Annotated in this window: 23 protein-coding genes; 15 read left to right on the top strand and 8 right to left on the bottom strand. The window is 69.9% G+C overall.

What is annotated here, in order from left to right; genetic code table 11:
* Window positions 1–72: 72 nt before the first annotated feature.
* Complete coding sequence (locus IEZ03_RS13870; protein WP_184878579.1) at window positions 73–480, top strand: winged helix-turn-helix transcriptional regulator; 408 nt, start codon at window positions 73–75, stop codon at window positions 478–480.
* Between the two features lie 71 nt (window positions 481–551).
* On the opposite strand, the gene IEZ03_RS13865 is transcribed toward IEZ03_RS13870, so the two are convergent.
* The gene (locus IEZ03_RS13865; RefSeq protein ID WP_184878577.1) at window positions 552–1,235 is read right to left on the bottom strand and encodes a hypothetical protein; all 684 of its coding nucleotides are present in this window, start codon (window positions 1,233–1,235) and stop codon (window positions 552–554) included.
* A 350-nt stretch (window positions 1,236–1,585) separates the two neighbouring features.
* Here IEZ03_RS13865 and IEZ03_RS13860 point away from each other — a divergent pair, with 350 nt between their 5' ends.
* A complete protein-coding gene (locus tag IEZ03_RS13860; RefSeq protein ID WP_184878575.1) occupies window positions 1,586–3,586 on the top strand; it encodes an SNIPE associated domain-containing protein in 2,001 nt (666 codons plus the stop codon).
* A 58-nt stretch (window positions 3,587–3,644) separates the two neighbouring features.
* Here the strand turns inward: IEZ03_RS13860 and IEZ03_RS13855 are convergent, their stop codons facing one another.
* Window positions 3,645–4,721 carry a winged helix DNA-binding domain-containing protein gene (locus IEZ03_RS13855; RefSeq protein WP_184878572.1) on the bottom strand — a complete coding sequence of 359 codons (1,077 nt, stop codon included), beginning with the start codon at window positions 4,719–4,721 and terminating at the stop codon, window positions 3,645–3,647.
* Window positions 4,722–4,956: 235 nt separating this feature from the next.
* Between IEZ03_RS13855 and IEZ03_RS13850 the strand changes: the two genes are divergently transcribed.
* Genes IEZ03_RS13850 through IEZ03_RS13835 form a run of 4 tightly spaced genes read left to right on the top strand, consistent with a single transcriptional unit; the run spans window position 4,957 to window position 8,631 of the window.
* Window positions 4,957–6,654: a carbon starvation CstA family protein gene (locus IEZ03_RS13850; protein WP_184878569.1), complete on the top strand. Its 1,698-nt coding sequence runs from the start codon at window positions 4,957–4,959 to the stop codon at window positions 6,652–6,654.
* A complete protein-coding gene (locus tag IEZ03_RS13845; RefSeq protein ID WP_132046568.1) occupies window positions 6,651–6,908 on the top strand; it encodes a cory-CC-star protein in 258 nt (85 codons plus the stop codon). Before IEZ03_RS13850 ends, IEZ03_RS13845 begins: the two co-directional genes overlap by 4 nt.
* On the top strand, window positions 6,899–7,870 hold the full coding sequence (locus IEZ03_RS13840; RefSeq protein WP_184878566.1) for an ArsA family ATPase: 972 nt from the start codon (window positions 6,899–6,901) through the stop codon (window positions 7,868–7,870). The genes IEZ03_RS13845 and IEZ03_RS13840 overlap by 10 nt, the downstream gene beginning before the upstream one ends.
* Before the next feature lie 50 nt (window positions 7,871–7,920).
* On the top strand, window positions 7,921–8,631 hold the full coding sequence (locus IEZ03_RS13835) for a helix-turn-helix domain-containing protein (RefSeq protein WP_184878564.1): 711 nt from the start codon (window positions 7,921–7,923) through the stop codon (window positions 8,629–8,631).
* On the opposite strand, the gene IEZ03_RS13830 is transcribed toward IEZ03_RS13835, so the two are convergent.
* A complete protein-coding gene (locus tag IEZ03_RS13830) occupies window positions 8,613–9,191 on the bottom strand; it encodes a dihydrofolate reductase family protein (protein WP_184878561.1) in 579 nt (192 codons plus the stop codon). The genes IEZ03_RS13835 and IEZ03_RS13830 overlap by 19 nt on opposite strands.
* Before the next feature lie 277 nt (window positions 9,192–9,468).
* On the opposite strand from IEZ03_RS13830, the gene IEZ03_RS13825 reads away from it, so the two are divergent.
* Window positions 9,469–10,665 carry an MFS transporter gene (locus IEZ03_RS13825; protein WP_184878558.1) on the top strand — a complete coding sequence of 399 codons (1,197 nt, stop codon included), beginning with the start codon at window positions 9,469–9,471 and terminating at the stop codon, window positions 10,663–10,665.
* Here IEZ03_RS13825 and IEZ03_RS13820 read toward each other — a convergent pair.
* Entirely contained in the window at window positions 10,552–11,463 is a 912-nt protein-coding gene (locus IEZ03_RS13820) for a helix-turn-helix transcriptional regulator (protein ID WP_184878555.1), read from the bottom strand. The genes IEZ03_RS13825 and IEZ03_RS13820 overlap by 114 nt on opposite strands.
* A 90-nt stretch (window positions 11,464–11,553) precedes the next feature.
* Between IEZ03_RS13820 and IEZ03_RS13815 the strand changes: the two genes are divergently transcribed.
* Both IEZ03_RS13815 and IEZ03_RS13810 read left to right on the top strand, forming a co-directional pair.
* Window positions 11,554–12,300 carry a hypothetical protein gene (locus tag IEZ03_RS13815; RefSeq protein ID WP_184878552.1) on the top strand — a complete coding sequence of 249 codons (747 nt, stop codon included), beginning with the start codon at window positions 11,554–11,556 and terminating at the stop codon, window positions 12,298–12,300.
* A gap of 259 nt (window positions 12,301–12,559) precedes the next feature.
* Window positions 12,560–13,381 carry a CPBP family intramembrane glutamic endopeptidase gene (locus tag IEZ03_RS13810; protein ID WP_184878550.1) on the top strand — a complete coding sequence of 274 codons (822 nt, stop codon included), beginning with the start codon at window positions 12,560–12,562 and terminating at the stop codon, window positions 13,379–13,381.
* A 306-nt stretch (window positions 13,382–13,687) separates the two neighbouring features.
* Here the strand turns inward: IEZ03_RS13810 and IEZ03_RS13805 are convergent, their stop codons facing one another.
* Window positions 13,688–14,086 carry an ATP-binding protein gene (locus tag IEZ03_RS13805; RefSeq protein ID WP_184878548.1) on the bottom strand — a complete coding sequence of 133 codons (399 nt, stop codon included), beginning with the start codon at window positions 14,084–14,086 and terminating at the stop codon, window positions 13,688–13,690.
* Between IEZ03_RS13805 and IEZ03_RS13800 the strand changes: the two genes are divergently transcribed.
* The 4 genes from IEZ03_RS13800 (at window position 14,085) to IEZ03_RS13785 (ending at window position 18,160) form a co-directional block, all read left to right on the top strand.
* On the top strand, window positions 14,085–15,023 hold the full coding sequence (locus IEZ03_RS13800) for a helix-turn-helix domain-containing protein (RefSeq protein ID WP_308427969.1): 939 nt from the start codon (window positions 14,085–14,087) through the stop codon (window positions 15,021–15,023). The two genes, IEZ03_RS13805 and IEZ03_RS13800, sit on opposite strands and share 2 nt — an antisense overlap.
* The gene (locus tag IEZ03_RS13795; RefSeq protein WP_184878544.1) at window positions 15,014–15,205 is read left to right on the top strand and encodes a DUF397 domain-containing protein; all 192 of its coding nucleotides are present in this window, start codon (window positions 15,014–15,016) and stop codon (window positions 15,203–15,205) included. The genes IEZ03_RS13800 and IEZ03_RS13795 overlap by 10 nt, the downstream gene beginning before the upstream one ends.
* 159 nt (window positions 15,206–15,364) lie before the next feature.
* On the top strand, window positions 15,365–16,966 hold the full coding sequence (locus IEZ03_RS13790; protein ID WP_184878542.1) for a serine/threonine-protein kinase: 1,602 nt from the start codon (window positions 15,365–15,367) through the stop codon (window positions 16,964–16,966).
* A gap of 195 nt (window positions 16,967–17,161) precedes the next feature.
* On the top strand, window positions 17,162–18,160 hold the full coding sequence (locus IEZ03_RS13785; RefSeq protein WP_184878540.1) for a threonine ammonia-lyase: 999 nt from the start codon (window positions 17,162–17,164) through the stop codon (window positions 18,158–18,160).
* Between the two features lie 56 nt (window positions 18,161–18,216).
* On the opposite strand, the gene IEZ03_RS13780 is transcribed toward IEZ03_RS13785, so the two are convergent.
* On the bottom strand, window positions 18,217–19,155 hold the full coding sequence (locus IEZ03_RS13780) for an NAD-dependent epimerase/dehydratase family protein (RefSeq protein WP_221480487.1): 939 nt from the start codon (window positions 19,153–19,155) through the stop codon (window positions 18,217–18,219).
* Window positions 19,156–19,234: 79 nt separating this feature from the next.
* Here IEZ03_RS13780 and IEZ03_RS13775 point away from each other — a divergent pair, with 79 nt between their 5' ends.
* Entirely contained in the window at window positions 19,235–19,681 is a 447-nt protein-coding gene (locus tag IEZ03_RS13775) for a MarR family winged helix-turn-helix transcriptional regulator (RefSeq protein ID WP_221480486.1), read from the top strand.
* A 287-nt stretch (window positions 19,682–19,968) separates the two neighbouring features.
* Here IEZ03_RS13775 and IEZ03_RS13770 read toward each other — a convergent pair whose 3' ends face one another.
* Together IEZ03_RS13770 and IEZ03_RS37855 are read right to left on the bottom strand one after the other, a co-directional pair.
* Complete coding sequence (locus IEZ03_RS13770) at window positions 19,969–20,235, bottom strand: hypothetical protein (protein WP_184878535.1); 267 nt, start codon at window positions 20,233–20,235, stop codon at window positions 19,969–19,971.
* A 388-nt stretch (window positions 20,236–20,623) separates the two neighbouring features.
* On the bottom strand, window positions 20,624–21,847 hold the full coding sequence (locus tag IEZ03_RS37855) for a plasmid pRiA4b ORF-3 family protein (protein ID WP_221480485.1): 1,224 nt from the start codon (window positions 21,845–21,847) through the stop codon (window positions 20,624–20,626).
* Between the two features lie 266 nt (window positions 21,848–22,113).
* Here IEZ03_RS37855 and IEZ03_RS13760 point away from each other — a divergent pair, with 266 nt between their 5' ends.
* A complete protein-coding gene (locus IEZ03_RS13760; protein ID WP_221480484.1) occupies window positions 22,114–22,401 on the top strand; it encodes a MarR family winged helix-turn-helix transcriptional regulator in 288 nt (95 codons plus the stop codon).
* Window positions 22,402–22,447: the final 46 nt, after the last annotated feature.

Below are 22,447 nucleotides of genomic sequence, written 5' to 3'. Positions count from 1 at the left end.
CACTCCTTAGGGTCGAAAGCGGCAGGCTCTGATCATGGGCCGCCCTGTCGGAGGACGAAAGAAGGCAGTTTCATGTCCGCTACGCACACCGGTGTTCCTTCGGTGCTCGCGCACGACCTGCCCCGCCCGGTGCCTGCGGACGAGTTGGCCGCGTGTCCGGTAGGGGAGGTGTTCCGGCGCCTGGGCGACAAGTGGAGCATGCTGCTCGTGGTCCTGCTCGGGGGCCGCCCGCACCGTTACAACGAGCTGCACCGAGCCATCGAGGGCATCAGCCAACGCATGCTGACCCGGACCCTGCGCGGCCTGGAAAACGACGGGCTGGTACGACGCGATGTCCACCCGACCGTGCCGCCCAGTGTGGAATACAGCCTGACCCCGCTCGGCCGCACACTGCTCGAACCGTTGTCGGCACTGGCCGACTGGGCCGTCCACCACGAGGCGGAGATGCACGAAGCCCGCTCCCGGCACACGAGCACGTAGCGCCCCTGGCGGTGTGGGCTGAGAAGGATGGCGCGGAGGGGGCTGCGCACTGGTCGCTGCGCCGTGGCGGATCAGCGGCGCCTTCGGTTGTTCGGTGGGCTCGGCAGTTCGGCTGCGACCTGGGCGAAGCCGTCCAGCACTTCGGGGTTGAAAGTGCCCTTGACCGCCTCGGCTTCGGCGACGGTGAGCCGCGCCATTTTCGGGATCGAATGGTAAAAGCGACCGGTGAACCGGATATCGGCGAAGCCGAGCTTGCTCGCGGCCAGTGGTTTGATGTCGCCCGTGCCGTAAACGTCGATCACCCGCTGGAAGCGTCGCCGGTCACCGTTGTTGCGGAACCTTGCCCAAGCGACCGAGATCAGGGCGGTGTTCCCGCTCCGGTCGGCGATCGCGATAAGTCTCCGATCCAGCGAGGTGCATGGATTGCGGATGGCCGCCTGCTGCACTTCACCCCAGGTGACGCGCACACACCCCGCCCTTGGGTGGTCACGCGACCGTCTGATCTGCCGCATGCCCAGGCGCCGCCATGCCTTGTCGGCGTTCCCCTTGCGCGCGGAACGTTTCGCATCCCCCTTGCGGGCATTGATGGTCTTCGCGCTCAGCGAGGGGGCGTCGCCCGCGCCCGCGGCACCGCCGACGACTCCGCCGCTTCCCGCCATCATGATCGCGGCCAGTCCGGCCACGACGATCTTTCCCCCGCCACCGTCGTCGATCCGAACCGGTCGACCGTTCTTCGTGATCCAGCGCCCCGCCATGACCGCCCTCCGAACACCATTGGTCGGATTCCAGTAAGGCTAGGGCAGGCGGCCGACAGTTCCCGGCGGTTCTCCTACGGCGTCCGCATGCGGACGGACGTGGCCTTCCGGGGGCGCAAATCATCCTCTGAGAGGTTCTGCGGATTAGTGGCTTATTCGGTCGGCCGTGCAGGGCTCCGGGATGCACGGTTGCCGGATGCGGTCAGTGGCGGTGCGTAAACCGGGATCGCCGTCGGGTCGTCCCAGGAGGGTCGGGTGCTCCCCTCGATGTGTTCTGACCGTGGCGACACGGGGGTCGCGGCACCGGACCGGGTCCTCGTCTCGCTCAGAGATGACGTTGCGAGGAATTCATGGCACTGCAGGAGATCCCGCGTCCGGACTACATCGGCGCGGAGGTCGATCCCGGTGACGCCGAGCGTGCCTTGAGCCTGTTGCGGTTCTTCCTACGGGAGGGCGAGAGCGTGAGGGCACTCGCGACCACCGTCAAGGCTCTCCCGACGCTCACCCACATCGCCGTCACCGACCGCCGGGTCCTCGGCTTCACCGTCGCCGAACTCGCCAAGGAGGGGCCGCGCCAGGAGATCGACATCGCGGTGGTCGCCTCCGTCCAGACGCGGAAGTCGTACAAGCAGCGCTGGTTCTTCGTGGTCGTGGACGGGGCGGGAGCCGATACCGATTTCGGTGACGTGCACGACCAGGACGCCCCGCGACTCACCGAGATCGTCCAGAACCTCGCCGGACGGGTGGGCCCGGCTCGTCCGGAACCCGTTCTTCCGGCACCGCAGGCGGCGCCGCCCGTTCCGCCGCCTGCCGCGCCCGTGATGCAGCCGCCTCCGGCTCCGTCCCCGGCCGTCCCCCCTGCGCCTCATGCGGCCGGGTGGCGGTACAACCCGCCGCCGAGCTGGCCGGCGCCGCCGCCGGGCTGGACGCCGCCGCCCGGTTGGATGCCCGACGCGAGCTGGCCTCCCGCACCGCCGGGCTGGCAGTTCTGGACGCCGGACCCCGTCCAGGCACCGCCGCCCGGCGTGCTCCCGCCGCCTCCCGCGCAGCAGCAGAGCGGGCCGCCGCCGGTTCCGCCGGCCGTCGAGCCGGCGCCGCTTCCGCACGGGGCGCCCAACGGGCAAAGGGGCAGGGCGGCGTTCGGTACCCGCAAGCAGCGAATCGAGGAGCTGGAGGCCGAGAACGCCGAGCTGCGCGGATGGCTGCAGCGGCTCGGGGGCCTGGACGCGCCCCGGGTGGCGGCGGAACTGGAGCGGTTGCGCGGTGAGGTCGCCGACGCCGAACGCAAGCGCACCGAGTTGCACGCCGAGTTGCAGCGCGTCCGGAAGTCGATCACCGAGACGGAGGATCTGGCGCTCTTGCAGGAGGCGGGCGTCTACGAGTACCAGCATCCGCTGGCGGACGTCGTCGCCTACAAGGCCGAGCTCGCGAAGGTGAAGGATCGCATCAAGGCCATGGCGCGGACGGGCAAGGCGGTCGTCGGTGCCACGAACTGGACGGTGAACGGTTCGGCTGCGCAGGGCGGGAAGATGGTGCGGGACTTCTCCAAGCTGATGCTGCGCGCCTACAACGCCGAGGCCGACAACCTGGTCCGGACGATGCGCCCCTACAAGCTGCAGTCGGCGATCGAGCGGCTGGACAAGAGCGCGCAGACGATCGAGCGGCTCGGCAAGACCATGGACATCCGGGTCAGCCGGGAGTACCGGTCGATCCGTGTCAAGGAGCTGCGCCTGACCGCGGATCATCTGGCCAAGGTCGAGGAGGAGAAGGAACGGGTCCGGGCCGAGCGCGAGCGGCAGCGCGAGGAGGAGAAGGCCCGCAAGGAGTTCGAGCGCGAGAAGGCCCGGCTGCTCAAGGAGCGTTCGCACGTCGAGTCGGCGCTCGCGCGTTTGGAGGCGAACGGGGACGCGGGCGGCGCCGCCGATCTGCGGGCGAAGCTCGCCGACGTGGAATCGGCCATCTCCGATGTGGAGGGCCGCGCCGCCAACGTCCGCGCCGGGTACGTGTACGTGATCTCCAACATCGGTGCTTTCGGCGAGCGGATGGTGAAGATAGGGATGACGCGGCGCCTGGAGCCGATGGACCGGGTCCGCGAACTGGGCGACGCCTCAGTGCCCTTCCGTTTCGACGTCCACGCGCTCATCTTCAGCGACGACGCCGTCGGGCTGGAGAACAGCCTGCATCAGGAGTTCGCGGAGCGCCGCGTCAACCAGGTCAACCTTCGCAGGGAGTTCTTCTACGCGACGCCAGGTGAGGTCCGCACCGCCCTTGAGCGGATCGCGGGGAACCATCTCCTGGAATACAACGAGATACCCGAGGCCCTCGAATACCGCGCCGGCAAACCCGCCTGACAGCGGCGACCTGCGTCCCTGGTCGCCGGACGCGCGTCCGGCGCTCGTGCCCCCGCGGTCACTGGTAGGTGATCTCGGGTTTGAGGCCCAGGTATTCGGCGTACCGTCCGGCGGCCTGGTCCAGGGCTTCGTACTCGGAGAGCGTCAGCGGACGGTATGGCCGCAGGTCGAAGCGCACACGGTCGCGGCCGAGGGTGCGGCGCATGGAGGCGAGGAGTTGTCCGTCGACCAGAGCCATGCCGATCGCCGCCTCCCGGGCGCGCGGCACGATCTCGGCGGCGTCCAGTACCCAGCGGGAGTCCTGGTAGCCGCGGTAGGTCTCGTCCAGGACCTGCAGAAGGTGGCCCGCGGGGTCCTGCCTCCGGTCGGGGGCTTCTGCGGGGGCGTGCCAGAAGGCGCGCCCGTCGTGCTCGAAAGAGCCGAGCCGGTCGCGCACCTGCCGCAGGCCGGCGCGCACGTCGGTGAGGGTGAGCGTCGCCCAGTAGGCGAGGTCCCGTTCCGTTGCGGGGCCGTGCCCGGTGAAGTAGCGCAGCGCGAGTTCGGCCAGGGCCTCGTCCCGGGAGAGGCGCAGGTGTGCTGGCACGCGTTCGGCCATCAGCGCGTAGGTGTGTTCGCCGTCGACGGTTCGGCCGCTGCAGATCAGGCGGTCCAGTTCGGCGTGGGCCAGCAGGACCATCACCATGTGCCCGGTGCCCTGGATTCCGCGTTCGCGCAGTTCCTCGGCCAGTTGCGCGCGGGTGAGGTGCCCCCGGCTCTCCAGTGCCTCCATGACGGCGGCGGTGGCGCGGTCGATGGCGGGGGCGTCGAGGCCGTGGGTGTCGCGGAGCTGCTTGCCGGTGATCCGCTGCACGCGGGGGGCGGTCAGTTCGAGCAGCCAGCCGATGTCCTCCGCCCGCACGTAGTGCCAGGTCGGGCGCAGGACGTGGGTGCGCACGACGGCACCGTCGTCCAGGAGAGCCGCCAGGTCGGCCTGGTCGGGACCGGGCGTGCGCGAGGCCACCGCCCAAGCCGACTGACCCGGGTTCTCCGCCTGGACGGCGAGCAGTGCGCCCACCGCCTCGTCCGCCGATCCGGCGTGCGGCCGGACCAGGTGCTGGCTGCGCAACCTCCAGCGAGCAATGTCGACGTCCCGCACCGAGCCCCCACTCTCCGACCTGAGCCGCGCCCAGGCTAACCAGGCCCTCTGACAGCCGACTTCCCCCGAGTCCCGAGACGTGGGACAGGAGGGATGGCGGCGGGCGGCTTGCCCAGTCGCAAAGGTTTGCGCTGATCAGGGTGCGGCGTTTAGGCGTTTGGTCCGAGTAGATCTTGGGAATCTGGACGTGACCGGTTCCGAGCAGGCCGCCTCCCACCCCCAGAGGTCATCTCGTATGAACGCACTCCCCCTGATGCTGATCGGGCTCGCGATGTTCGCGGGCGGATACATCCTCTACTCGAAGTTCCTGGGCGACCGGGTCTACAAGCTTGACGCGTCCTTCAAGACGCCGGCGCACGATCTGCAGGACGGCGTGGACTACGTCCCGACCAACAAGTTCGTGCTGTGGGGTCACCACTTCACCTCGGTCGCGGGCGCGGCGCCGATCGTCGGGCCCGCGGTCGCCGTGATCTGGGGCTGGCTGCCCGCGTTCCTGTGGGTCACGGTCGGCACGGTCTTCTTCGCGGGCATGCACGACCTGGGCGCGCTGTGGGCCTCGGCGCGCAACAAGGGCCGCTCGATCGGCACGCTCTCCGGCCGCTACATCGGCCGGCGGGGCGCGAACCTGTTCCTCGTCGTGATCTTCCTGCTGCTCCTGATGGTGATCGCGGCGTTCGCGGTGGTCATCAAGAATCTGCTGATCTCCACCCCCTCGGTGGTGATCCCCGCCTGGGGCGCGATCGTGGTGGCGCTGCTGGTCGGTCAGGCCGTCTACCGCTTCAAGATGAACCTCGCCCTGGTCACCGTGGTCGGCGTCGCGTTGCTCTACGGCCTGATCTTCCTCGGGGACGCGGTCCCGGTGGAGTTGCCCGACCCGTTCCTGGGCATGTCCCCGGCGACCTTCTGGATCCTCGCCCTCTTCCTCTACGCCGGCATCGCCTCCCTGTTGCCCGTGTGGGTGCTGCTTCAGCCGCGTGACTACATCAACGGCGTCCAGCTCTTCATCGGGCTCGGCATCCTGTTCGCCGGGGTGCTGCTGAGCGCCCCGGCGATCGTCGCCCCGGCCGTCAACGACGCGGTGCCCGCGGGCACCCCGGACCTGATGCCGCTGCTGTTCGTCACCATCGCGTGCGGCGCGATCTCCGGTTTCCACGGCATGGTCTCCTCGGGGACCAGCTCGAAGCAGCTGGACAAGGAGACGGACGCCCGCTTCGTCGGCTACTTCGGCGCGGTGGGCGAGGGCATGCTCGCACTCGGCGCGATCATCGCCACCGTCGCGGGCTACCGCACCGTGGCCGACTGGGAGGCCGTCTACGGCGCCTTCGGCGAGGCGGGCGTCGGAGCGTTCGTCGACGGCGGGGGCGCGATCGTCAGGGACGGCTTGGGCCTGCCGGCCTCGGTGAGCGCGACGGTCCTCGCCACGATGGCGGTCCTGTTCGCGGCCACCACGATGGACACCGCCGTGCGCCTGCTGCGCTTCGTCGTCCAGGAGGCCGGCGAGGCCGCGAAGGTGAAGATCAACAATGGTGTCGCCACCGTCGTCGTGCTCGCCATCGGATTGGGACTCACCTTCAGCCAGGGCTCGGACGGCGCCGGCGGCCTGCGCATCTGGCCGCTGTTCGGCACCAGCAACCAGCTGCTGGCCGCGCTGACCCTGTCCATCATCGTGGTCATGCTGATCCGCAAGCGGCGCAACCCGGTGCCCGTGCTGGTGCCTCTCGCGTTCGTCTTCGTGATGTCGTTCTGGGCCGCGATCGTGCAGCTCGGCGACTTCTACGACGAAGGGGACTGGCTGCTGCTGGCCATCGACGTCGTCATCATCGTCACCGCCGTGTGGGTCGCCTTCGAGGCGCTCGTCGCGACGCGCCGGGCGTCCCGGGAGCCGCCGGAGGCCCCCGACGCCGACGCGAAGGAAGTCGAGGCCAGGGCGTGACGTCCCGCTGGGCCTCGTTTCGGGCCGGGCTGGAGGAGTTCTACGCCGGTCCCTACCGGCGTACCTTCGCCCGCGCCCGGCGCGAGGAGGACGATCTCTTCCGGATGGTCGTCCTCGCGGAGGCACTGGGCGTGCCCGACCCGGCTGCGTACTACACGGCCGAGCTGATGCCCGCCCTCTACGAGGACTTCCACGCCTGGCACCGGCGGATGGGCATGGACCGCTCGCCACTGGAGCATGTCGGGTGCTGCTAGACCTCGTCGCCTCGCGCAAGGTCGTCTTCGTCGGCGGCAAGGGCGGGGTCGGCAAGACGTCCATCGCCGCGGCGCTCGCCCTCGGCCGTGCCAGGGCGGGCGCCCGCGTGCTGCTCGTATCCACCGATCCCGCCCACAGCCTCGGCCACCTCTGGGGCCGCCCGGTGGGCGACGAACCCGTGCGCCTCGCCAGGCCCGGGACGGCGGGTCACGTCGACGGGTTGGAGATCGACCCGGAGCGCACGGTCGAGCGGCACCTGTCCGCGGTCGCCGGGACGATGCGGCGCCTGCTCCCCGAGCGGATGCACGCGCCGGCCGCCCGGCACCTGGAGCTGGCCCGGCAAGCGCCCGGCACCCACGAGTCGGCGGTGCTGGAGCGGGTCGCCGAGGCGGTGGAGCTCGGGGAGGAGGCGTACGACCTGGTCGTCTTCGACACCGCCCCGTCCGGCCACACGCTGCGGCTGCTCTCGCTGCCCGAGCAGCTGACCGCCTGGTCGGAGACCCTGCTCGCCAACCGCGACCGGTCCGACCGGTTCGGCGCCGCCGTGCGCGGTCTCGGCGGCGACGCGGAAACCGACCGCGACGCCGAGCTGCGCCGGATCCTCGTCCGCCGTCGCGACCGCTTCTCCCGGCTGCGCGACGTGGTGACGGACCCAGCGCGGACCGGCTTCGTGGTCGTGCTGACCGCCGAAGTGCTTCCGATCGCCGAGACCATGGAGGTGTACGAGAAGCTCACCGGCCTCGGCGTCGACGTGACCGCACTCGTCGCCAACCGCCGTTCCCCGGGGGACGCCGGGGAGCTGCTCGCCCGGAGCCGGAACCAGGAGGACGAGCACCTCGTCCGCCTGCGGAGGCAGATCCCGGACGTACCGCTGCTCGACGTGCCGCTGCTGCCTGGGGACCTGGTGGGGACGGAGGCCCTCGCCGCCCTGGCCGACCGGCTCGGGCCGTCCTGTTCCTGACGCTCCCCTGCCGAAAGTGTGGCTGTGCTGGCTCGGCGTATCCTTCGTGCGTGGAACTGCGCTTCAGGACGCGCCAGTCCGACTCGCCGTGGGTCGACACCGTCTGGACCTGCACGAGCGAGCAGGTCACGGAGATGACGTCCGTGGCCGGGGTGTGCTGGGGTCTGGTGTTCTGGAAGCAGGACGGCCGGTCGTACGCGAGCATCACCGGCCCCGGGACCCGGGCCGGCACGGCGCCGGTGCCGGAGGACGCGACCTTCACCGGCATCGACTTCGCGGTGGGCACCTCGCTGCGGGCCATGCCGACGCCTGCGCTGGTCGACACCGGTGTCGAGCTCCCCGACACCACCCGCCGGACGTTCCGGCTGGACGGCGCGCGCTGGGAGACTCCCGGCCCCGACGACGCCGAGGCCCTGGTCGGACGGCTCGTCCGGGCCGGGATCGTGGCCGGTGACCCGCTCGTCGCCGGGGTGCTGCGGGGGCACCGGCCGGACGTCTCGGAGCGCACGCTCGAACGCCGGTTCCGCGCCGTGACCGGGCTGACGCGGGGCGCCATCCGGCAGATCGAGCGGGCCCGCACGGCGGCGGAGTGGCTGGCCGCCGGCGAACCGGCCGCCGACGTCGCCGCCGAGCTCGGCTACTTCGACGAGCCGCACCTGGCCCGGGCGCTGCGCTCCTACGTCGGACGCACCGCCGGGCAGCTGCGCCAGGGCACCGGCGGCGCGATCGGCCTCGCCCTGAATCAGCGCTTGACGTCGTAGACCAGCTTCAAGATCCCGTTGGGGTAGCTCTCCGACTCCCGCAGCGCCAACATGTACTTGTCGCGGTCGGCCCGCCCGAACAGGCTCTTCCCGGCACCGAGCAGCACGGGGAAGACGAGCAGGTTGTACTGGTCGATCAGGCCCGCGTCCGACAGCCGCCGGGCCAGTTCCGCGCTCCCATGGATGAAGATCGCACCGCCCTCGCCCTCCTTCAGCGCGGCGACGTCCTCGGTCGAACGCAGGATCGTCGTCGGTCCCCACCCGTCGACCAGGGCGTCGTCGGGCAGCGTGGCGGACACCACGTACTTGGGCAGTTCCTTGTAGTCGGCGTGGTCCTCCGAGCCGGGCCAGACCGGCGCGAACGCCTCGTAGCTGCGGCGGCCGAACATCAGCGCCGTCGTGTCGGCGAGCTCCTCGCCCTTCAGCGACCAGGCTTCCGGGACGAACTCAAGGTCCTTGAACACCCAGCCGCCGCTGCGGTGCTCCTCCCCCGGCCCGCCGCCGGGCGAGTCCACGACTCCGTCTAGCGACATGAAACCGGTGTAGACCAGGTTGCGCACTGGAACGTTCTCCTCACGATCGGGCGAGCTGCCCGGTTCACATTAGATGGCGGACGCGGCGCCGTCTTGGACGAAAACGACACCGGGTCCAGCCGTCGTTCACGGCGAGGCGCTGTGTTCATCGCGGTCGGGACGCGATAGCCCGCCTCATTGCCAGGCGTCCGGGTCGGAGTTGGGCGCGGCCCGGCGCATGCCTCAGGCGCAGACCGGTCAGACGATCAACCGTGCGCGTCACGCGATCAACCGCGGCGGCGCGGACGACGCGATGCTGGACGCCATGTCAACGCCTCAGTCCTCGCCGCCGTCCACCGGCGCTCCGCCGCCCGAGTCCCCGGCACGGCCCGGCGGCTCGACGAACTGGTCACCGATCGTCGCGCTCGCCGCCGGGATCGCGGTGCTCGTCGGCAACGAGTTCCTGCCGGCGAGCGTGCTGCCCGCGATGGCCGCCGACCTCGGGGTCAGCGAAGGCACCGCCGGCCTGGCGGTCGCGGCGACCGCGGTCGCGGGCGCGGTCACCGCCCCGAGCATCGCGGTGCTGCTGCCGCGGACCGACCGGCGCACGGTCCTGACCGGGCTGCTGGTCGCGGCGGCCGTCTCGAACCTGGCGGTGGCGGTCGCCCCCGGTTTCGCCGTCCTGCTCCTCGGCCGGCTCGTCCTCGGCGTCGCCATCGCCGGGTACTGGTCGTTCGCGTTCGGCGCCGGAACCCGCGCCGTGCCGGGACGCGACAGCGTGGTCTCGACGTCCATCGCGCTGGGCGTCACCATCGCGACGATCGGCGGCGTCCCGTTGGCGTCCCTGCTCGGCGACGCGGTCGGCTGGCGGCTGGTGTTCGGCGTCGCGGCGGCCCTCAGCCTCGCCGCCGCCCTGGCCGTGGCCCTGACGTTGCCGCCGGTACCCCCGCACCCGGCCGCCGGAATGGCCATGCTGCGGGCGGCGCTCGCCAACCGGTGGCTGATGGCCGGGGTGCTGGGCGTGGTCCTGGTCGCGTTCGGCAACTTCGCCGCCTACCCCTTCATCCGGGTCGCGATCGAGGACGTCGACGCGGGAGCCGCGGTATGGCTGCTGCTGGCCTGGGGCGTGGGCGGGCTGGCGGGCAACCTCGCCGCCGGGCGGTTCGCGGGACGGCTGCGCGTCGTGGCCGCCGCGGCCCCGCTGCTGCTCGCCGGCGGCCTGCTGGTCACCGCGACCGCGCCGTCCCTGCCGGTCCTGGCCGCGGGGGTCGTCGTGTGGGGTCTGGCCTTCAACATGGTCCCGGTCGCCACTCAGCTATGGGTGACCCGCGTCGAGCCCGAACGCGCCGAGTCGGCTCTGGCGTTGCAGGTCACCGCGTTCCAGGTGGCGATCACGCTGGGGTCGGCGTCAGGAGGCGCGCTCCTGGACGCCCGCGGCGTGCAGGCGGCCTTCCTGCTCGGCACGGGGTTCGCCGCGGCGGCCGGGCTGCTTTTCGCCGCGCTGCGCGTCCCGCGCGGGTGACGGCTCCCGCCAGGCCTGCGGCGCGACGCCGTGGTGGGATGAGAACGCCCGGCTGAAGGCGGCGGAGGAGCCGTACCCGACGGCGGACGCGATGTGCTCCACCGGACGCGAGGGGTCCGCGAGCAGCCGGCGCGCCTCCCGCATCCGGATCTCCCGGAGCACTTCCGCGGGTCCGCGGCCGAGTGCGCGGCGGAACCGCTCGCCCAGGGCGGAACGCGACAGGTGGACCAGGCGGGCCATCCCCTCGACGGTCCACGGCTCGGCCGGGCGGGCGGTCACGGCGGCCACCACCGCGGTGACGGCCTCGTCCGGAGGTCCGGCGTCGCCGCCCTGGTCCTCCTGCCAAGAGGTGGTCATCGCCGCGCCGATCAGGTTGCCGTAGCTGGCGGCGAACAGGCCCGGCCGGCGCACACGTTTGAGCGGGCACTGCGTGACGAGCGCCGTGATGCCGCGGTGCCGGGTGCCGAAGCCGCGGACCACCAGCGGGCTGGGCAGCCGACGGACCGGGACGGCCATGCGCAGGTCCGCTACGACCAGGGCGGACTCCTCGTGCCGCTCCGATGCGGTGAGCCGGTAAGCGGCGCGGGCGTCGATGAGGACGGCGTCCCCCTCGGCAAGCGACTGCGCCTCGAACGCCGCCTCAAGCGTGATCCCGCCCGCCAGCACCAGCACCCACAGCGGGACCGGCGGTTCGGTGAGCACCGCGCCCGCCGACAGCCGGACCTGGTCCACGCCCGACATCTCCCACGCCGGTTCCAGGGAGGAGGTGCCGATGTCGTCTGCCCGTGAGATATCCACGATGTTCGCCACGTGAGCTGAAGCAGGTAAAAGACGGCGGCCTATTCCCGAGATGTCGCTGTGGCGGTGCCGCGCGGCATAGTGCCGCGTATGTTCAGCGGACTCCACGACATCGACTGGTCGTCAATGGAGCATGCGTACGGTTCGGCCGACGAGGTCCCGGCCCTCCTTCCGGCGCTGCGTTCCTCGGACGCGGAGGAGCGGCGGAAGGCCCTTGGCAGGTTCTACGGCGCGGTCCATCACCAGGGCGATGTGTACCCGTGCACGACGGCGAGCATTCCGTTCCTGTTCGAACTGGCCGATGATGTCACGACGCCTAACCGGGCCGACATCGTCGAATTGCTGGTAAGCATCGGATCAGAAGCCCACGGTCGCTGCGACGGGCCGTACGGCGGCTCCGAAGCTCACGTCGAAGCGGTTGCGGCCATGCGCGGACGCGCTGAGACGCTCATCAGGTTCGCCGACGATTCCGATGTCCGCGTACGCCGAGCTGTGATCCCCGGGCTCGGGTTGTTCATCGACGACGTCGACCGGGCTTCGGCAGTGCTGCGCGATCGGCTGTCGGCCGAGCCGAGCATCGTCGAGCAGTTGCCGGTCGTTGAAGCGATGGCGGCCCTGGCCCTGCGCCTGCCGGAGGGTGCCGAGGCTCAGGCGATGACGTGGTTCGCCGAGCTCGCCGCCGACCGTGCGGCAGCCCCTCAGATCAGGGGCGAACCACGGAATCAACGGAGCGTTCAATCGGCACCTCGCCCGGGTCCGCGCGCCCGGCGAGCAGGGCGCCGCCTCCCTCAAAGCTGGCGCATCCTGCGAAAGGCTCGCTGCTCACCAGCCGCCTGACCGCCATCGTCCAGGCGATTCTCGCCCTGCACCATCACGCCACCTGAGATTGGAAAGACCTCACTGGGCGAGCTGGACAAGGCTCACTGGATCCGCAACTTCGGCGGGCAGATGAATGCCGCTACCTCAGAGGGAGCCTGAAGCTCACTCCGTCCGGTGATCCTGGTCCGGTCTCTGATCACAAAGGATTTCCGACGGAATTCGTTTTCGGGAGATGCCTTATGTGGGCGGTCTGGCGGACTTTTTATGAGGAGGACCCATGGTGGCCACGAGTGAGCCATTGAGGGTTGGCGGCGGGGCGTTGGCGCGTCGTCGCCTGGTGCAGTTCTCCGCGGTGTGTTTGCTGGTCACATGGGTGCCGTGGATCGCGCTCGGTATGCGTGGGGTGAATGTCGCCGAGGGGGCCGGAGCGGGGGTCTTCGCCCTGGCGGCCTGTGGCCCATCGCTTGCCGCTCTGGTGATGTGGCTGCGGTATCGGCGAAGCGAGCGGACGCCGAGGCAGGTGACCTGGCCCTGGGGCTGGCCCCTCGCGGCAGTGGTCTGCGGCTGTGCTCCGCCGCTGCTGGCGGCGCTGCTGGATGTCGACGGCATCCCGCAGCACGCGTCTTTGGTGATCGCCGATGCCGGTGGCCCGCTCGGGGCCCTGGCATACACACTGCTCGCCGGGCCGTTCTCTGAGGAATTCGGCTGGCGAGGCTATGTGCAACCCAGGCTTCGCCGATACTACGGGCGACTCACCGCGAGCGTTGTCCTTGGCGCCGCGTGGGGACTGTGGCACGTTCCACTGTTCTTCCTCGATGGCACCGGCCAGCACGATAAGGGTCTGATCAGCCTGCTGGGAATCCTGTTCTTCGTTGGCCTTCTTCCGCTGACCTACACCATCTTGTTCGTCTCCGAGCGACTCCGAGGCGGCGTGTGGGCCGCGATTCTCGTGCACGCCGCGTGGAACCTGTCCGAGGCGCTGATCCCACCGCTCAGCTCGACCGGCCTGTGGATGGAGCTTGCATTGATGACCTTGATCGCGGTCAGCGCCTCCCTCATCTGGCGCCGCTCATCCAATCCAGAGCGAGCGTTGAGCTGATTCCATCCTGACCGGACTGTGACCAGCGAGATCAGGATGGAAACGGCTCATTAAACCGGTGTAGACCAGGTTGCGCACTGAAACGTTCTCCTCACGATCGGGCCCTTCGGCCGCCCCCTTTCCTGTTCAGGAGGCGACCCGGGCGCGGGCGACCTCGTCGAACAGGGGGTTGGTCTTCGCGACGATCTTGGTCGCCCCGAGGCAAGTTGGTGGCGTTGTCCGGGTCGGCGTCGGGATCGGCGTCCGGGGACGGCGCGCGCGGTGCGCCTCCCCCGTAGGCGCAGCCCCGGCGGACGCCCCCGGTCTTCATGTCGCGTCGAGGACCGCGAAGACGACCTTGCCGGCGTTGTCGGCCAGGGCTCGGATGCCCCAGCGGCGGGCGTACTGGTCGACGATGAACAGGCCGCGGCCCGTTTCGCTCGTCGCGTCGGCCGCCAGCATTTGCGGGAGGCCGCAGGCGGTGTCTTGGACCTCCATCCACAGGGCGCCGTCCTCGGTGCGGCTCAACCGCAAGATCACGTCGTCGTCCGTCGTGGACGTCGCGTGCTGGAGGGCGTTGGTGACCAGCTCGCTCGCCACCAGGCACGGGACGAAGTCGTCCATGCCCCACTGACCGGTGACCAGCCGCACGAACCGCCGGACCTCCGCGACCACCTTCAGGTCCCGCTTCACCACCATCTCGTTTTCGGTCGCCGCCTGTCCCATGGCCTCTCCTCACTGTGTGTGGCTTACAGCACACATTGAGCCACTATCCGGACTAGGATTGGCTTGCCCGATCAGCTTGGCGAGGTTTGGTAAGTCAGCAGCCTGGCTGGTGAGATGCCATAGAGAGGTAAGGGCTATGCCTCCGCGTCGTCAGCGACCCCAGGAGTCGCCAGCCCTGGTCGCATTCGGCCGTCAGTTGCGGCGGATGCGAGAGGCCAAAGGGGCCAAGCAGGAGACCATCGCGCACCTAACGAACTTGAGCGGTGCACAGGTAAGCCGAATCGAGGCGGGGAAAAGACGCGCAAGTCGATCGTTCGCGGAGACCGTGGACAACTACCTGGAGGCTGGTGGCGCACTCATCAGCCTATGGGAGGACCTGAACAAAGACGGTCACCCGGTGCCAATCTGGTTCGACTGGCCGCAGATCGAAGGCGACGCAGTCGAACTCACTTGCTACCAACTGTGCGTGATAGCGGGTCTCGCTCAAACACCGGCGTACGCCAAGGCGCTTCTCAAGGGCAACGAGGAGGCCGTAGCGGCACGCTTGGAACGACAGAAGATCCTCGATCAGGAGAACGGTCCGATCGTGACGCTCCTGGTCGATGAGCAGGCGTTGTACAGGCCGGTGGGTACCGCCGAGACGATGCGGGAGCAGCTCGAGCACCTGATCGCCCTCAGTGAGCGCTCCAACGTCACCGTCCAGGTGGTGATAGGAAGCGGCGAGCATCAAGGAAACGGCAGCAGCTTCGTCTTGGCTACGATGGCCGACATGAGCCGGATAGCCTACATAGAAACGGCTATACGAGGACTCACGACAGACGACCCCGCAGACCTTGCGGAAGTCTCACGCGTCCTGGTTGATCTCCGGAACAGAACGCTTCCGGGAGACATGTCGCGAGACTTCATCAGGAAGGTGGCCGAGGAACGATGGACCTGAAGAACGCCAGGTGGCGCAAGGCCAGGCGAAGCCTGAGCAACGGCGGTGAGTGCGTCGAACTGGCGGAGGTGGCCGGTGCGGGGGTGGCGGTGCGGGACAGCAAGGACCCGGACGGTCCCGTCCTCCTGCTGACCCGCGCGGCCCTGCGCACGGCCGTCCAGTCCGCCGCCGACACCCACTGACCGCCTAGCCCCGTGGCGGCACAGGGCTATAGCACGCCGCCGCACCTTGCGATCCCGCCTTCTGTTCGACACCGCGGTTCCGCTGTATTCCGGTGGTGCCCCGCGGGGAGTCGTCTCGATCGTCTCCATTGCGCTGTTACGCGTCGATAGGTTCTGATCATGGGTTGGGACGGGGACGGGGTGCTGGCGGGCCGGTACCGCAGGCTCGGCCGGATCGGCCGCGGCGGGATGGGATCGGTGTGGCGGGCGCATGACATCGACCTGGACCGTACGGTCGCCGTCAAGGAGCTTCTGGTGCCCGAGCAGGTCACCGACCAGGAGCGGCGTGACTGGTACGCGCGGATGGAGCGTGAGGCCCGCGCCGCCGCGCGGCTGCGGCATCCCGGCATCGTCACCGTCTTCGACCGGGTGACGGGCGAGGACGGCCGTCCCTGGATCGTGATGGAACTCGTCGAAGGCCGATCCCTCGGGGACGTGCTGGGCGAGCAGGGGGCGCTGCCGCCGCGTCGGGTCGCGATGATCGGACTGGCGATGCTGGACGCGTTGTCGGCCGCGCACGCCCAGGGCGTGGTCCACCGGGACGTCAAGCCCGCCAACGTGCTGCTGGAAGGCGACCGGGTGCTGCTGACCGACTTCGGCATCGCCGCGCTGGAGGGCGATGCCACCATCACCCGTTCGGGGATGGTGCTGGGTACGCCCGCCTTCATGTCCCCCGAACAGGTGGAGGGCAAGCCGGTCACCCCGGCCTCGGACCTGTGGTCCCTGGCCGCCACCCTGTACGCGGCGGTCGAGGGCCGCCGCCCGTTCGACGGACCCAGCCACGGCGCCGTCTTCATCGCGATCGCCACACGGCGGCCACCCGCCCCCCGATGCGGCGGACCACTCGCGCAGGCCATCGACGGCCTGCTCCGTAAGGACCCCGACGAACGGCTGCAGCCCGCCCAGGTCCGCGACCTGTTCAACGCCGCCCTCGTCCCCACCGCCGACCCCGCCCCCGGCACCGTCGCCGACGAGACCGTGACCGACATAGGGCGGCGCGTCCCGCACTGGCCGTTCCGCACCGCGCTCCTCCGCGCGTCTCCCGGCGACGTCCCGCTCCGGCGCGGCCGACTCCTCCTCGTCAGAGCCGCCCTTGTGTGCACCGCGCTGTCCATGCTGACCTACCTGGTCGGGCCGTGGCCCGGACCCGGCAATACGCGCACCCTGACGTTCTACTCGCCAGAGACGTTGATAATTCTGCCGCTGCCATGGATCGCGGCATTCATCCTTATATGCGTCATGTGGTTCCTGCCGCATCGGCCGGCATTCGTCCTCGGCCTCATCTTCACGATCCTCAGCGGCCTCCATCTGGAAGCCCTCGTCGTCTACAGCTACCAGAACAACAGGACCGCCGGGGTCATCGACCCCAACGACGCGTTCCAGCTCTCCTGGATCCTGGGCACGCTTGCGCTGCTGCTCGCGTCCACCGCGGTGAACCCATCGCTCGCCGGACGGGTGACGGCCCCGGCCGCCCGCCATGCCCTGATCATTGTGGCCGTGCTCGTCGAGGGCATAGTGGCCCTGCTCTGGCCCGCCCCCGTCTACGAACTGGCAGGATCGGGCCTGGACATCCTGAGCACGGACGGCTCCTACCTGGACGATTCCCTATTTCGCGCGTTCATGTTCCTCGGCGTGCTTTGGATCGGTGCCCAGCCTTTGATCTGGTCGCGCAGGGTCGGGGGTTTCGGTGGCATTGCCGGAGCGCCCCCGAACAGCCGGTGACCGGCCGGCGAGTGGTCGGCCCGAATCTCCCGAAGCGACGGCGATTCTGGTTTTCCGGTCCCGCGCAGAGGTCGTCCAGCCTTGCGCACTGCTCCGCCCCGGTCTCGGAGAGCGGCGCAGGTTGCCCGACCGCGCACAAGCCCGCCGGGTGCTGGCTGCCAGGGGTGACGGTCGGGTTGGGTACGTTTTTGTGTTGTGTTCAGGACGCGGTTGGAGCTTGATCGGGTTCGGGCGGCTCGCGGCGTGATTGACCCCGTGTTTCTGGATTCTCCGTTGTTCGGGTGCGACGCGTTGGGGCGTGCGCTCGGGTGTGCGGTGAGCATCAAGTTGGAGACGGCCAATCCGGTCCGCAGTTTCAAGGCGCGGGGTACCGAGGTCGTCGTGGGTGGGCTGCGGGATCAGGGCCAGACGGCCGTGGTGTGCGCAAGCGCCGGCAATCTGGGGTGGGCGCTGGGCTGGTCGGGGCGCCGCCATGGCATGGACGTGACGGTCGTGGCGTCGCGCCGGGCGCCCGCGGCCAAGCTCGATCGAATTCGTGCTTCCGGTGCGGTGCTGGAAGTGGTCGACGGCGACTTCGAATCGGCGCGGGAGCGGGCGGCGGAGATCGCGCGGCGGCGTGGCATCCGGCTGGTCGAGGACAGTCTGGACGTCGAGACCTGTGAGGGCGCGGCGACCATTGGTCTGGAGGTGGCGCAGCAGGCGCCATCTGCTGATGCCGTGCTGATCGCCCTTGGGGGCGGTGCCATGGCCACCGGTGTGGGTTACGTCCTGAAGGTTCTGGCGCCTGCAACCGAAGTGATCTGTGTGCAGCCTCATGGTGCGCCCGCGATGACCCGCTCCTGGCGGGAGCGCCGGGTCGTCACCACCGATTCTGCCGACACCATCGCCGACGGCGTCGCCGGTAGGTATCCCATCTCAGCGGTGCTGGACGATCTCTTGGTGGTGGCAGATGACGCCGTCCTGGTCGAGGAGGCGTCCATCATGGCGGGGATGCGGTTGCTCTTGCAGCACGCGGGTCTGGTGGTCGAACCTTCGGCGGCCCTTGGCGTCGCCGCCGTCCTGGAAGACCCGGACCGCTTCGCCGGCCGCCACGTGGTCACCATCATCTGCGGTAGCAACGTCGACCTGGACGACTATCACCGATGGGTTGGCGCCGGTCCGCAGGACCTCGGGGCGGTTGAGGCGGGCCGCTGAGATGCCGGTCCGTGCTCGGCCACGGCCGTGACCGCTCGTTCCGGCGAGACAGGTGCTCAGTGCGCGTTGCCTGCTCGTAGCCAGGCGATGTAGTCGGCGACGGAGCGTTCGGTGTCGTACTCGGGCTTGTAGCCGGTGTCCCGCTGGAGCCGGGTGATGTCGAGGTAGCTCTGCCGCGGGTCTCCTCCGGTGGGCAGTTCGACCTTGGCGTCGGGCACCAGTTGCTTGATCGCGGTGATGATCTCGGCGTTGGTCGTCGCGCGGCCGGACGCGACGTTGTAGGTGCGGTGGTCGAGCCGGTCTGCGAGTTGGAGGAGAGCGATCGCCCGGGCGGTGTCCTTGACGTAGCACATGTCGATCGAGTCTTCCGCGTGGGCGGGCCCGGGGAGCGTGGACAGGTTCGGCTCGGTTCCGCGGGCGGCGGCGTGGACGAGTTCGGGAGCGGCGAAGAACAGGGCGCCGTGGGGGTCGCGCGGGCCCCAGGTGGCGGAGATGCGGTAGTTGACGACGTCGATGCCGGTGGCGTCGGCCAGGTGGCCGTTGAGCAGTTCGCCGATCTTCTTGAAGGTCGGGATCAGGTGGGCCGAGGCCATCGACAGCGGCATGTCCTCACCGAGCGGGCCGTCGCCGGTGACGCCGCCGTAGACGCCGATCGTGCTCGCGACACCGACCCGGTCCACGTTCCACTCGTGGGCGGCCTGGAAGACGTTGAACAGCCCGTCCAGGGCTTTGCGCGCCGCCTCGATGGGCTGCTGGGGGTCGGGTGGCCAGGGCATCGAGCCTGCGAGGTGCAGGATGCCGGTGATCTGGTGGCGTTTGCCGATGTCGAGGAACGCGTTCAGGTCGGTGATGTCGGCTTGCTCGATCGTGGCCCGCCTGCCTGCGAGATCTGCCGGTAGCTCGCGGGTCCGGCGTTGGACCAGTACGCAGCTTTCGCCGAGGTCCAGCAGGGCGCGCACGGTGTGGGAGCCGATGAAGCCCAGACCTCCGGTCACCAAGATCATTGGCTTGCCTTTCTGTCGCTATGCTGATTATCAGTACTACTGACGATCAGGTTAGCGATAGAGTTCTGCCGTGTCTAGTGGTGATGGACCGGGCCCCGGGCTGAGCGGCAATCTCGTCTACCTGCTCAAGCACGCGCACCTCCGGATGGCGGAGCTGACCGCGAACGCGGTGACGCCCTACGGCATCGACGGGCGCGAGCTGGGCGTCCTGCTCTCGTTGGCCGGCCGCGAACCGGCGTCCCAGCAGGAGGCGGCGCAGCGGCTGGGCATCGACCGCACCACGATGGTCGCGATGCTGGACGCCCTGGAGGGCAAGGGCCTGGTGTCGCGTCACCCGCACGCGCAGGACCGCCGCCGCAACGTGGTCGAACTGACCGACGCCGGACGCGAAACCCTCCGCCTGGCCACCGACGCCAACGACGCCGCCGAGCGCGAGTTCCTGACGTCCCTCACCCCGAAGGCCGCCGAGCAGCTACGAAACTCCCTGCAGAAGCTCGTCCTCCCCCCAGACGACTAGGGCCGCGGCAAGGCGTCCATCTCATGCCCCCGGACGGGGCCCTGCGCTGGCGCGGAAGGCGGCTCGGGCCTGCTGAACCGCTGTGCGGTGGTCAGTGTTCACGCTGCCGCTGACGTTGAGCGGGGGCTGAAGATGAGCGATGAGCCGTCCTTCGAGGGACCGGGGCTGAGGATGCCGGGCTCAGGTCAGGCTGGATCCGCTGAGCCCGACGTGCGCGGCGGTGCAGGAGAAGCTCGTCCTCGGCTCCTGCACCGCCGCGCACTCGTCACGTCCGGAGCTGCGGGGGATCACAGTAGACCGAATACCAGGAGGCTCCCGGGCAGGACTACCGCCATCCCGAGGAAAGTGAACGGTCCGCCCACCCAGGCGAATGCCCGTTCTTGGCCGACTGTTGCGCCCGCTTCCCTCAGATGGCGCCGTAGTTCCGCATAGGCGGGGCCACTCCGGTCGGGAAAGGCCATGCCGATCAGGGGTGTGTAGACCATGCCCACCAGCGTGAACAGGATGGCCACGAGCCAAACGGGCACGGCCCCCGTCAGGTACTCGGCGATCAAGTACGTTACCGACGAGAAGGCCAGCAGCCCCCCGACCTGTACAGACGCCGTCAGGAGGCCCGCCCGGACCGTACTTCGCCCTGCCATTCGCACAAGTGGCGGGCAGAAGCGGCGCGGGAGCCACCACATCCCGACAGGGAGCCCCCAAAAGATCACCAGGCAGGGAGCCAGGATTATCGCGAAAACTTCCATCCCTGCCTGCCTGCCCTATTCGCCTGTTCGCCCTTGATCCTCGCAGACGACGACGTGCCGGTCGAGGCAGGCCGAGGTAGGAATGTGTCGCGGGGCTACCGGAGCCGCACGGCGATCACGTCCCGAGAACGCACACCGGCGGCCCGGACGTTGTGCGGCCACCGCCGCGATTCTGGTCGGCGATCGGACTCGCGGGTCAGGGGCGAAGTCTTCGGTTTGCTTCTTCGGGGGAGAAGTGTTCGGGGTCGAACTCGTCGGCTGAGGCCAGGTCGAGCCATTCGAGCATGTTCTTGTGGTCTTCGGTGTTCGGGTCGGCCAGGGTGTGTTTCAGGTCCGCGTAACCCCAGCTGCCGCCGCAGTCTTCGGGCGGGCAGGCGCCCTTGCCGGTGACGCAGACGGGGTCGGTGACCTCCGGCGGCAGGATCTCCTCCAGGACAATGTCGTGCTCCCAGCCGTCGCCGAAGTCGTAGGTGTAGCCGATCTTGTCGCCGGGGGCGGTGAGCAGTTGCGACAGCGACACCTCGCGCTCGTCGCGATGCCCGAGTTCGGGGTCGTGCCGCCCGTACTCGCCCGAGCCGTGCGAGAACACGTGCATGTGGTAGTTCTCCCAGCCCATCGCGGCCTGGACGACCTCGTGGAGGCGGTCCAGGGTGATGCCGGCGGGGAGCCGGAGCCGGCGCCACACCGGCGGCTTGGTCACGTTCCTCAGCTGGATCTTGAGCTGGTAGGTGGCGGCCGGGCCGGGCGGCGGGAGCGGCTCCGGGACGCCGCCCAGCAGGGCGACGAGCCGCGGCGCGTCCGGGTGGCCGCACTCGTCCAGCAGCGGCAGGGCGTGGGTGAGCTCAGGGCCCGCGGCGGCCTGCAGGACGGTGGGCAGGAACTCCGCGGGGGCGTCGGCCGCCAGCGTGTCCAGCATGACGGTCAGGGTGTCCACGGCGGCCCATGCCTCGTCGAGTTCGGCCGGCTCGGTGCCGTCCACCTCGGCGAGCCAGAGCCGGGCATGGGCGCCGAACCCGTCCCGGGCCGCCCACTCGCGCCACGCCAGCGCCGCCTCCGGGCCGCACGCGCGGGCGAGGGCGAGGGCGTCCAGGCGCCCCTGCCCCGACGACCGCTGCAGCGCCGCGCAGTCCGGACAGTCGCAGGCCGCGGGACCGGCTCCCATCTCATCGAAGGCCGCGAGCAACCGCGCTCCCGAGGCCGTACCGCCCTGCTCGTAGAGGGTGGCCAGGACGACCAGGTAGTCCGTGTCCTCCGGCTCTCCCTCGCCGGTGAGGCCGAGAGACTCGGCCGTGCAGGCGGCCCAGATGGTGAGGACATCCTGCGGTGCACCGCCGAGCCACCGGCCGAGGCCGGGTCCGGCCGTGCCGTCACCCGGCCGGCGGTCACCTCGATGAACTCGGCCGCGGACGCCGCCGCCCACACCATCATCAGTTCGGGGAGGTCCAGCGCGCTGCGCGGCTTGCGGGGCGGCGTCTCCAGGCCCAGCAGTTCACACGCCTCGACGGCCGCGGCCGGCTGCAGGCCCCCCCCCGCGTGGTGACCTTGCGTCCCGGACCGATCCACTCGGCCAGGCTCCGCTCGGTGGCGAGCGCCGGACAGGCACGCGCCTGCGCGACCAGCTCGTCGAGGGAGACCTCTACGACATGGACGTCGGCATTGTCGGGCATGCCTAGCAGGCTAGGAGGCATGCACCCCGCGCAACGCCGATTCGGCAGTTCGCTGGGCATCGACCGCACCACGATGGTCGCGATGCTGGACGCCTTGGAGGGCAAGGGCCTGGTGTCACGCCACCCGCACGCGCAGGACCGCCGCCGCAACGTGGTCGAACTGACCGACGCCGGCCACGAGACGCTCCGTCTGGCCACCGAGGCGAACGACGAAGCCGAGCGCGAGTTCCTGGCGTCCCTCACCCCGAAGGCCGCCGAGCAGCTACGAAGCTCCCTGCAGAAGCTCGTACTCCCCTCGGACGACTAGGGAGCGCTCCGGCCCGGGGGCTCGTTCTTGTTCGAGCCCCCGGGCC

It is taken from the genome of Actinomadura livida (assembly GCF_014648675.1).
In the GTDB taxonomy this organism is placed as follows: domain Bacteria; phylum Actinomycetota; class Actinomycetes; order Streptosporangiales; family Streptosporangiaceae; genus Spirillospora; species Spirillospora livida.
Note: the sequence above shows the minus strand (reverse complement) of the source record. Positions and strands in the feature narration are given on the sequence as shown.

What these genes read in the sequence shown, in the direction of transcription:
- IEZ03_RS13825 (WP_184878558.1), top strand. Translation starts at nt 9,469, where the DNA reads ATGTCAACGCCTCAGTCCTCGCCGCCGTCCACCGGCGCTCCGCCGCCC.
- IEZ03_RS13760 (WP_221480484.1), top strand. Translation starts at nt 22,114, where the DNA reads ATGCACCCCGCGCAACGCCGATTCGGCAGTTCGCTGGGCATCGACCGC.
- IEZ03_RS13870 (WP_184878579.1), top strand. Translation starts at nt 73, where the DNA reads ATGTCCGCTACGCACACCGGTGTTCCTTCGGTGCTCGCGCACGACCTG.
- IEZ03_RS13810 (WP_184878550.1), top strand. Translation starts at nt 12,560, where the DNA reads ATGGTGGCCACGAGTGAGCCATTGAGGGTTGGCGGCGGGGCGTTGGCG.
- IEZ03_RS13795 (WP_184878544.1), top strand. Translation starts at nt 15,014, where the DNA reads ATGGACCTGAAGAACGCCAGGTGGCGCAAGGCCAGGCGAAGCCTGAGC.
- IEZ03_RS13790 (WP_184878542.1), top strand. Translation starts at nt 15,365, where the DNA reads ATGGGTTGGGACGGGGACGGGGTGCTGGCGGGCCGGTACCGCAGGCTC.
- IEZ03_RS13800 (WP_308427969.1), top strand. Translation starts at nt 14,085, where the DNA reads ATGGCCTCTCCTCACTGTGTGTGGCTTACAGCACACATTGAGCCACTA.
- IEZ03_RS13860 (WP_184878575.1), top strand. Translation starts at nt 1,586, where the DNA reads ATGGCACTGCAGGAGATCCCGCGTCCGGACTACATCGGCGCGGAGGTC.
- IEZ03_RS13850 (WP_184878569.1), top strand. Translation starts at nt 4,957, where the DNA reads ATGAACGCACTCCCCCTGATGCTGATCGGGCTCGCGATGTTCGCGGGC.
- IEZ03_RS13815 (WP_184878552.1), top strand. Translation starts at nt 11,554, where the DNA reads ATGTTCAGCGGACTCCACGACATCGACTGGTCGTCAATGGAGCATGCG.
- IEZ03_RS13805 (WP_184878548.1), bottom strand. Translation starts at nt 14,086, where the DNA reads ATGGGACAGGCGGCGACCGAAAACGAGATGGTGGTGAAGCGGGACCTG.
- IEZ03_RS13865 (WP_184878577.1), bottom strand. Translation starts at nt 1,235, where the DNA reads ATGGCGGGGCGCTGGATCACGAAGAACGGTCGACCGGTTCGGATCGAC.